Source organism: Rhizobium sp. 007 (assembly GCF_015353075.1).
Classification (GTDB): Bacteria; Pseudomonadota; Alphaproteobacteria; order Rhizobiales; family Rhizobiaceae; genus Rhizobium.
The window spans coordinates 200,253-208,758 of sequence record NZ_CP064189.1 but is presented as its reverse complement, the minus strand read 5'-3'; the positions used below and the strand labels follow the sequence as shown (position 1 = coordinate 208,758).

General features: G+C 65.8%; 2 protein-coding genes. Both read left to right on the top strand.

From position 1 onward, the window contains the following. Nucleotides 1-14: 14 nt before the first annotated feature. A complete protein-coding gene (locus ISN39_RS38075; protein WP_348652031.1) occupies nucleotides 15-317 on the top strand; it encodes a hypothetical protein in 303 nt (100 codons plus the stop codon). Further along, complete coding sequence (locus ISN39_RS38070) at nucleotides 293-8,491, top strand: non-ribosomal peptide synthetase (RefSeq protein WP_194732117.1); 8,199 nt, start codon at nucleotides 293-295, stop codon at nucleotides 8,489-8,491. Before ISN39_RS38075 ends, ISN39_RS38070 begins: the two co-directional genes overlap by 25 nt. Nucleotides 8,492-8,506: the final 15 nt, after the last annotated feature.

The window sequence follows — 8,506 nt, the reverse complement described above, 5'->3', positions numbered from 1 at the left end:
CGCTGACCCTGTCGGTGGAGGATTTTGGCGAGGCGCTCGGCCTGACGGCGCAGGTGGTGGAGCCCGTGTCTGCGGATCGGGTCTGCGGCTACATGCAGCAGGTGCTCGAGCAATTGGCCGAGGCGCTGGAGCATGCCCCTAATAGGCCGGTGCGCGAGCTCGACATCCTGCCGGCCGCCGAACGCAGCTATCTGCTGGAGGATCTGAACCGGACGGCGGCGGCCTATCCGTCGGAGCGGTGCATCCACGAGCTGTTCGAGCAGCAGGTGCAAAAGCGCCGGAGGCGGTGGCGGTGGTCCATGAGGACGAGCGCCTGAGCTATGGCGAGCTCAACGCGCGGGCCAACCGGCTGGCCCATCACCTGATCGGGCTGGGTGTCAGGCCGGATCAGCCGGTGGCGATCTGCCTGGAGCGCAGCCCGGCGATGGTGGTGGGTCTTTTGGCGATCCTCAAGGCGGGCGGCGCCTATGCCGCTGGATCCCGCCTATCCGTCGCGCGGCTGCGGCAGGTGCTCGAGGATGCCGCACCGCACCTGCTGCTTTGCGATGCGGCCGGCCGCGCAGCACTCGGCCCGGAGGCGACGGCCGATCTGACGGTGGTCGATCTGGAGACGGCGCCCCCGGCCTGGGCCGAACTGCCGGCCTCGAACCCGGACCCGAGCGCCCTTGGCCTGACCTCACGCCATCTCGCCTATGTCATCTACACCTCCGGTTCAACCGGAACACCAAAGGGCGTCATGATCGAGCATGCCAGCACCGTCAACCTGCTGCATTGGAGCAGCGGCGTGTTTGCGGAGTCAGAGATCAGCCGCACGCTGTTTTCTACCTCGATCAGTTTTGATCTGTCCGTCTATGAGTGCTTCGTTCCGCTGTCGCAAGGAAGCACGCTTTATCTTGTCGAGGATGCACTGGCGCCGGCGCAGACGTCCTTGGATGTCTCCTTGATCAACACGGTCCCCTCGGCGATCGCCGCTCTGGTCGACAAGCAAGCCGTGCCGGCTTCGACAAGCGTGATCAATTTGGCGGGTGAGCGGCTGAAGGCAGATCTGATCGAGAGGGTCTTCGAGAGCAGTGGCGTAGAGAAGATCTGTAATCTGTACGCTCCATCCGAGACGACGACGTACTCGACCTGGATTTGCATGCCGAGGGGAGAGGCTGTCGTTGAGACGATTGGCCGTCCGATTGCCAACACGCGGGTGTATCTGCTGGACGGTCATGGTGCGCCCGTTCCGTATGGAGCGGTCGGGGAGTTGTATATCGGGGGTGCCGGTGTAGCGCGTGGCTACCTCAACCGCCCCGAGCTGACGGCCGAGCGTTTCCTGGCCGATCCGTTCAGCGATGAGGCAGGGGCCCGGCTGTACCGGACCGGCGACCTGGGGCGGTATCTGCCGGACGGCAATCTGGAGTTCCTCGGCCGCAACGACGAGCAGGTGAAGATCCGCGGCTTCCGCATCGAGCCGGGCGAGATCGCCGCGCGGCTTGGCGAGCATGCCTGGGTGCGCGAGGCGGCGGTGGTGGCGCGCCAGGATCGCACCGGCGACAAGCGGCTCGTCGCCTATGTGGTTGCGAAGACGACGGACGGGTCGGACGAAGCCGATGGCGCCGGACTTGCTGCGTCGTTGCGAGCCCATCTCAGTGGCCTGCTGCCGGACTACATGGTGCCGTCGGCCTTCGTGCGGCTGGACGCACTGCCTTTGACGGCGAACGGCAAGCTGGACCGCAAGGGGCTGCCGGCTCCGGAGGGCGATGCTTATGTGCGCCGCACCTATGAGGCGCCGCAGGGCGAGATCGAGACGATGCTGGCCGGCATCTGGGCGGAACTGCTCGGGGTCGAGCGGGTCGGCCGCCACGACCACTTCTTCGAACTCGGCGGACACTCGCTCCTGGCGGTGCGCTCGTTCAGCCGGCTGTCGCAGGCCGTAGGCGTCGAGCTGCCGCTCAGGACGGTGTTCTCCAAGCCGGTGCTGGCCGATCTGGCGCTGACGATTGCGGCGTTGAGTAGTTCCGATTCACAGCGACAACCGGCCATCGCCCCAATCGGGCGTGATGGGCCGCTTGTGCTGTCGTTTGCGCAGCAGCGGCTATGGTTTTTGGCGCAGCTGGACGAGGGCAGCACCAACTATCACATTCCGCTGGCCTTGCGGCTGCGTGGTGGGCTCGACCGCACCGCCTGGCAGCGCAGCCTTGACCGTTTGTTTGCCCGTCATGAGGCGCTGCGCAGTGTCTTTGTCGCACCGGAGGGCAAGCCCCGGGTTGAGGTTCTGCCGCCGGAGGCGGGGTTGCCGGTGCTGGAGCACGATCTGCAGGGCCGGCCGGATGCTGAGGCGGCGCTTCTGGATCTGTGTCATGAAGAGGCGCGCACGCCATTCGATCTTGCGCGCGGGCCGCTGATCCGCGGGCGTCTGATCCGGATGTCGGATGCGGAGCACGTCTTCCTGCTGACCCAGCATCATATCGTCTCGGACGGCTGGTCGATGGGCGTGCTGATGCGTGAACTCAGTCAGCTTTACCGGGCGTTTGCGGCTGGAGAGGACGATCCTTTGCCGCCGCTGGCGATCCAGTATCCGGATTATGCCGCCTGGCAACGCCAATGGCTGTCGGGGGAACGGCTGCAGAGCCAGGCGCAGTATTGGCGCGACGCCCTGTCCGGCGCTCCGGCCCGACTTGCCTTGCCGACGGACCGTGCGCGTCCGGCCCAGCAGTCGTTTGCCGGGGCCAGTGTGCCTGTTGTCATCGATGCGGACCTGACGCGGGGGCTGAAGCGGCTGAGCCGGCAGCATGGCACGACCTTGTTCATGACGGTGCTGGCGGCCTGGGCGGCGGTGCTGTCGCGTCTGTCGGGGCAGGACGACATTGTGATCGGTGTGCCGACCGCCAATCGTGGCCGGCGCGAGATCGAAGAATTGATTGGCTTCTTCGTCAACACCCTGGCGCTTCGGGTCGACCTGTCGGGCGAGCCTGATGTGTCGCAGCTTCTGGAACGGACGCGGCGCACGGCCCTGGCTGCGCAGGAGCATCAGGACCTGCCGTTCGAGCAGGTGGTGGAGATCGTCAAGCCGCCCCGGCATCTTGATCACACGCCGCTGTTCCAGGTGATGTTGGCCTGGCAGAACAACGCTGTCGGGTCGTTCGACCTTGCCGGGCTGAGCGTGGAGGCGGCCGGGGAGGGGCTCGATCAGGTCAAGTTCGATCTGGAGCTGAGCCTTGGCGAGTGCGATGAGGTCATAGCCGGAACGTTTGGTTATGCCACGGCGCTGTTCGATCAGGCGACGATCGAGCGGCAGCGTGGTTATCTGCTGGCGTTGCTGCGAGCGATGGTTGCTGATGCCGGGCAGCCGGTCGGCCGCATCGATATCCTGCCGGCCGCCGAACGCAGCTATCTGCTGGAGGATCTGAACCGGACGGCGGCGGCCTATCCGTCGGAGCGGTGCATCCACGAGCTGTTCGAGCAGCAGGTGCAAAAAGCGCCGGAGGCGGTGGCGGTGGTCCATGAGGACGAGCGCCTGAGCTATGGCGAGCTCAACGCGCGGGCCAACCGGCTGGCCCATCACCTGATCGGGCTGGGTGTCAGGCCGGATCAGCCGGTGGCGATCTGCCTGGAGCGCAGCCCGGCGATGGTGGTGGGTCTTTTGGCGATCCTCAAGGCGGGCGGCGCCTATGTTCCGCTGGATCCCGCCTATCCGTCGGCGCGGCTGCGGCAGGTGCTCGAGGATGCCGCACCGCACCTGCTGCTTTGCGATGCGGCCGGCCGCGCAGCACTCGGCCCGGAGGCGACGGCCGATCTGACGGTGATCGATCTGGAGACGGCGACCCCGGCCTGGGCCGAACTGCCGGCCTCGGACCCAGACCCGAGCGCCCTTGGCCTGAGCCCGCGCCATCTCGCCTATGTCATCTACACCTCAGGCTCCACCGGAACCCCAAAGGGCGTCATGGTCGAGCATGCGCAAATTGTCCGTTTGTTTGAGGCGACACGGAGCTGGTACGATTTCAACGAGCGCGATGTCTGGTGCCTGTTTCATTCTTTCTCGTTCGACTTCTCGGTTTGGGAGTTGTGGGGAGCGCTGCACTGTGGTGGACGTCTGGTTCTCGTACCGCGGCATATAGCTCGCTCTGCTCCCGACTTTTATACTCTGGTTTGCAAGTCAAGCGTCACGGTGCTCAACCAGACCCCTTCGGCGTTTAAAGCTCTGATCGAAGCCGAGCGTGAGAGTGGAGTTCGCAACCAGCTTCGCTATGTGATTTTTGGAGGCGAGGCCTTGGAGCCTTCCTCTCTGAAGCCGTGGTTCGAACGGCATTTTGAGCATGCCCCACGGCTGATCAACATGTACGGCATCACAGAGACGACTGTGCATGTGACTTATCGGCCTCTTAACAAGTCTGATACGTCCAGCTCATGCGGTCCGATCGGCGAACGGATCCCGGATCTTCAAATATATCTCCTGGACCAATTTGACGCACCCGTCCCGTTTGGGGCGGTTGGCGAGCTTTACATCGGCGGGGCAGGCGTAGCACGTGGCTACCTGAACCGCCCCGAGCTGACGGCGGAGCGTTTCCTGCCTGATCCGTTCTGCGGCGCGGCTGGGGGGCGGATGTACCGGACCGGGGATCTGGGGCGGTATCTGCCGGACGGCAATCTGGAGTTCCTCGGCCGCAACGACGAGCAGGTGAAGATCCGCGGCTTCCGCATCGAGCCGGGCGAGATCGCCGCGCGGCTTGGCGAGCATGCCTGGGTGCGCGAGGCGGCGGTGGTGGCGCGCCAGGACCGCGCCGGCGACAAGCAGCTTGTCGCCTATGTCGTGTGCGCGCCCGAGGCCGGATCGGACGACGAGGATGGAAGCCGGCTGGCCGGCGCCTTGCGCGCGCATCTGGGCGGGCGGCTGCCGGACTACATGGTGCCGTCGGCGTTCGTGCGGTTGGAAGCACTGCCTTTGACGCCGAACGGCAAGCTCGACCGCAAGGGGCTGCCTTCGCCGGAGGACGACGCCTATGCGCACCGCACCTATGAGGCGCCGCGCGGCGAGATCGAGACGGCGCTGGCAGAGATCTGGGCGGAGCTTCTCGGGGTCGAGCGGGTCGGCCGCCACGACAACTTCTTCGAGCTCGGCGGACATTCCTTGCTGGCGGTGCAGCTCTCCAGCCGGCTGTCGCAGGCTGTTGGCGTCGCGCTGCCGCTGACGAGGCTGTTCGCCAGGCCGGTGCTGGCCGATCTGGCGCTGACGATTGCGGCGTTGAGTAGTTCCGATTCACAGCGACAACCGGCCATCGCCCCAATCGGGCGTGATGGGCCGCTTGTGCTGTCGTTTGCGCAGCAGCGGCTATGGTTTTTGGCGCAGCTGGACGAGGGCAGCACCAACTATCACATTCCGCTGGCCTTGCGGCTGCGTGGTGGGCTCGACCGCACCGCCTGGCAGCGCAGCCTTGACCATTTGTTTGCCCGTCACGAGGCGCTGCGCAGTGTCTTTGTCGCACCGGAGGGCAAGCCCCGGGTTGAGGTTCTGCCGCCGGATGCGGGGTTGCCGGTGCTCGAGCACGATCTGCGGGGCCGGCCGGATGCAGAGGCGGCGCTTCTGGATCTGTGCCATGAAGAGGCGCGCACGCCATTCGATCTTGCGCGCGGGCCGCTGATCCGCGGGCGTCTGATCCGGATGTCGGATGCGGAGCACGTCTTCCTGCTGACCCAGCATCATATCGTCTCGGACGGCTGGTCGATGGGCGTGCTGATGCGTGAACTCAGTCAGCTTTACCGGGCGTTTGCGGCTGGAGAGGACGATCCTTTGCCGCCGCTGGCGATCCAGTATCCGGATTATGCCGCCTGGCAACGCCAATGGCTGTCGGGGGAACGGCTGCAGAGCCAGGCGCAGTATTGGCGCGACGCCCTGTCCGGCGCTCCGGCCCGACTTGCCTTGCCGACGGACCGTGCGCGGCCGGCCCAGCAGTCGTTTGCCGGGGCCAGTGTGCCTGTTGTCATCGATGCGGACCTGACGCGGGGGCTGAAGCGGCTGAGCCGGCAGCATGGCACGACCTTGTTCATGACGGTGCTGGCGGCCTGGGCGGCGGTGCTGTCGCGTCTGTCGGGGCAGGACGACCTTGTGATCGGCGTGCCGAGCGCCAATCGCGGCCGGCGCGAGATCGAAGAGTTGATCGGCTTCTTCGTCAACACCCTGGCGCTTCGGGTCGACCTGTCGGGCGAGCCTGATGTGTCGGAGCTTCTGGAACGGACGCGGCGCACGGCCCTGGCTGCGCAGGAGCATCAGGACCTGCCGTTCGAGCAGGTGGAGATCGTCAAGCCGCCCCGGCATCTCGATCACACGCCGCTGTTCCAGGTGATGTTGGCCTGGCAGAACAACGCCGTCGGGTCGTTCGACCTTGCCGGGCTGAGCGTGGAGGCGGCCGGGGACGGGCTCGATCAGGTCAAGTTCGATCTGGAGCTGAACCTTGGTGAGCATGGCGAGGTCATCGCCGGGACGTTTGGCTATGCCACGGCGCTGTTCGATGAAGCGACGATCGAGCGGCAGCGTGGTTATCTGCTGGCGCTGCTGCGGGCGATGGTTGCCGATGCCGACCAGCCGGTCGGCCGCATCGACATCCTGCCGGCCGCCGAGCGCAGCTATCTGCTGGAGGATCTGAACCGGACGGCGGCCGATTATCCGTCGGACGGTTGCGTCCACGAACTGTTCGAGGCGCAGGTGCAGCGTGCGCCGGATGCCGTGGCGGTGGTTCATGAGGACGAGACGCTGAGCTATGGGGAACTGAATGCCCGTGCCAACCGGCTGGCCCATCACCTGATCGGGCTCGGTGTCAGGCCGGATCAGCCGGTGGCGATCTGCCTGGAGCGCAGCCCGTCGATGGTGGTGGGACTTTTGGCGATCCTCAAGGCGGGCGGCGCCTATCTGCCGCTGGACCCGGCCTATCCGTGCGCGCGGCTGCGGCAGGTTGTCGAGGATGCCGCACCGCACCTGCTGCTTTGCGATCCGGCCGGCCGCGCAGCACTCGGCCCGGAGGCGACGGTCGATCTGACGGTGATCGATCTGGAGACGGCGACCCCGGCCTGGGCCGAACTGCCGGCCTCGAACCCGGACCCGAGCGCCCTTGGCCTGACCGCACGCCATCTCGCCTATGTCATCTACACCTCCGGCTCCACCGGAACCCCAAAGGGCGTCATGGTCGAGCATGCCAGCACCGTCAACCTGCTGCATTGGAGCAGCGGCGTATTTGCGGAGTCAGAGATCAGCCGCACGCTGTTTTCTACCTCGATCAGTTTTGATTTGTCCGTCTATGAGTGCTTCGTTCCGCTGTCGCAAGGAAGCACGCTTTATCTTGTCGAGGATGCACTGGCGCTGGCGCAGACGCCCTTGGATGTCTCCTTGATCAACACGGTCCCCTCGGCGATCGCCGCTCTGGTCGACCAGCAAGCCGTGCCGGCTTCGACCAGCGTGATCAATTTGGCGGGTGAGCGGCTGAAGGCAGATCTGATCGAGAGGGTCTTCGAGAGCAGTGGCGTAGAGAAGATCTGTAATCTGTACGCTCCTTCGGAAACGACGACGTACTCGACCTGGATTTGCATGCCGAGGGGAGAGGCTGTCGTTGAGACGATCGGCCGTCCGATTGCCAACACGCGGGTGTATCTGCTGGACGGTCATGGTGCGCCCGTGCCGTTCGGGGCGGCGGGTGAGCTTTACATCGGCGGGGCAGGGGTGGCGCGGGGCTACCTGAACCGTCCCGAGCTGACGGCGGAGCGGTTCATCGCCAGTCCCTTTGTGGACGGCGATCGGCTGTACCGGACCGGCGATCTGGGGCGCTATCTGCCGGACGGCAATCTGGAGTTCCTCGGCCGCAACGACGACCAGGTGAAGATCCGCGGCTTCCGCATCGAGCCGGGCGAGATCGCCGCACGGCTTTGCGAGCACGCCCGGGTGCGCGAGGCGGCGGTGGTGGCGCGCGCGGATGCGGCGGGCGACAAGCGGCTCGTCGCCTATGTGGTTGCGAAGACGACGGACGGGTCGGCCGAAGCCGATGGGGCCGAGCTTGCGAGCGTGATGCGCCATCACCTGAGCGGCCTGCTGCCGGACTACATGGTGCCGTCGGCCTTCGTGCGGCTGGACGCACTGCCGCTGACGGTGAACGGCAAGCTCGACCGCAAGGCGCTGCCGGCCCCCGAGGACGATGCCTATGCGCGTCGGGCCTACGAGGCACCGCGCGGCGAGATCGAGACGGCGCTGGCCGAGATCTGGGCGGAGCTTCTCGGGGTCGAGCGGGTCGGCCGCCACGACAACTTCTTCGAGCTCGGCGGACATTCCTTGCTGGCGGTGCAGCTCTCGAGCCGGATGTCGCAGGCTGTTGGCGTCGCGTTGCCGCTGACGAGGCTGTTTGCCACGCCGGTGCTGGCGGAGGTCGCTCGCGCAACTTCTATCACTTTGATCGAACAGGCGTTTGATCGTCACGAGCTTCTGAAGCTGCTCTCTCTGGAGTCTAGAAATGACAGATTTAATTAGATCCGGGTTGGAAAA